At 40.8% G+C, this 1,325-nt stretch carries 1 protein-coding gene; it reads right to left on the reverse strand.

Annotation, left to right across the window (positions count from 1 at the left end; translation table 11 throughout):
- Window positions 1-1,325, reverse strand: a 1,325-nt coding sequence (locus tag ADH31_RS10035) for a mucin-binding protein (protein WP_414716740.1), incomplete at both ends; no start/stop codon positions are given.

The following is a 1,325-nucleotide window of genomic DNA, read 5'->3' on the forward strand; positions in this document are numbered from 1 at the left end:
AAGTTACAGTTTCTTCAAGATTTTCTTGAGTGACTGTCTTAGAAGCAACACTTCCTTTATCAGCGTAGTAGCCTGTCAAACCAGGTGTTGGAACTGCATCATAGTTATCCTTATTCGATGCCCATGGTGCATCAGGGTTAAGAACTTTACCTGTAACTTTATCAAGATTTAAGGTACGTGTCCATTGTGCATTTTGAACATTATCAGCTGGGGCAGTTGCCTTACCGTCTGATACCACATAATGAACAGTTGATGTTACATCTTTCTTCCATTGATCTGTCGCAGGGTATTTTGGACTGTCTGGATCATTTGGATTGATTGGATCTGTTGGATTATGTGGATCGTTTGGTCCAACTGGTGTTTCACCATGTTTCAAGGTTACTGTCCAAATTTGATCAACAGATGCATCTGTGTCATAAGTAGCTCCTGCTGGGAACTCATCGCTAACGAGAACATAACCACGATCTTGGTATTTCTTGATCTTAGCTGCAGTTGAGTAGTCAATAGCTTCACCAGATTTACCAGAAACTTGATCATTTTCAAGTGTTGTACCAGTTGTTTGATCAACGTACTTGATAATAGCTTTTTGTTCTGCCTTACGGTAGACAACAGGTGTATCTTCTCCTGGTTTGTTAGGTGTTACACTTGGAGTGTCTGTCACATAACCTGGGATAACTGGAGTTGGAGTCTTGCCACCCTTAGTTGGATCTTGTGGATCATTGTTGTACTGTGGAGTTGGTGCACTTGGAATTGGTGTATTAGTTTCATCAACTGGGATGATCTTACCAAGTGGTTTATAAGTAACCTTATCCGTAACTTCTGGTTGGTCTGGAGTAACTGTCTTAGATCCAGCTTCCTTCTTATCAGCATAGTAATGTTCAACAACTGGAACTGTTTCTTTACCATAAGTGTGATTAGGTTGATCCCATGTTGTTGTACCATTTTTTTGTTTACCAGTAAAGGTGAAGTCATTTTGAACCTTATCAGCTGGAGTAGCTGTTCCTGCTCCTTCAAACGTTACCGTTTGTTTAGTTGGTTTTGTTACTTCAGTTGTTTTTGGTACATAGATGATTGGTGTATCTTCACCTGGTTTATCAGGTGTTACAGGTGTCCCTGGTTGGATTGGTTTACCTGGTTTTGTTGGATCATTTGGATCTGGAAGATGTGGTTCATAACCTGGCACATCTGGAACAAGTGGTTGACCTGGTTTCGTTGGATCCGTTGGATTATTTGGATACTTCACTCCTGGTGTTGATGGGAAGTTTGGATCGTTTGGTGTCTCTGGTTTTGGAACCAAGTTTCCAAGTGGTTTGTAAGTTACAGTT

This window comes from Streptococcus pseudopneumoniae (genome assembly GCF_001072375.1).
Lineage (GTDB): Bacteria > Bacillota > Bacilli > Lactobacillales > Streptococcaceae > Streptococcus > Streptococcus pseudopneumoniae_L.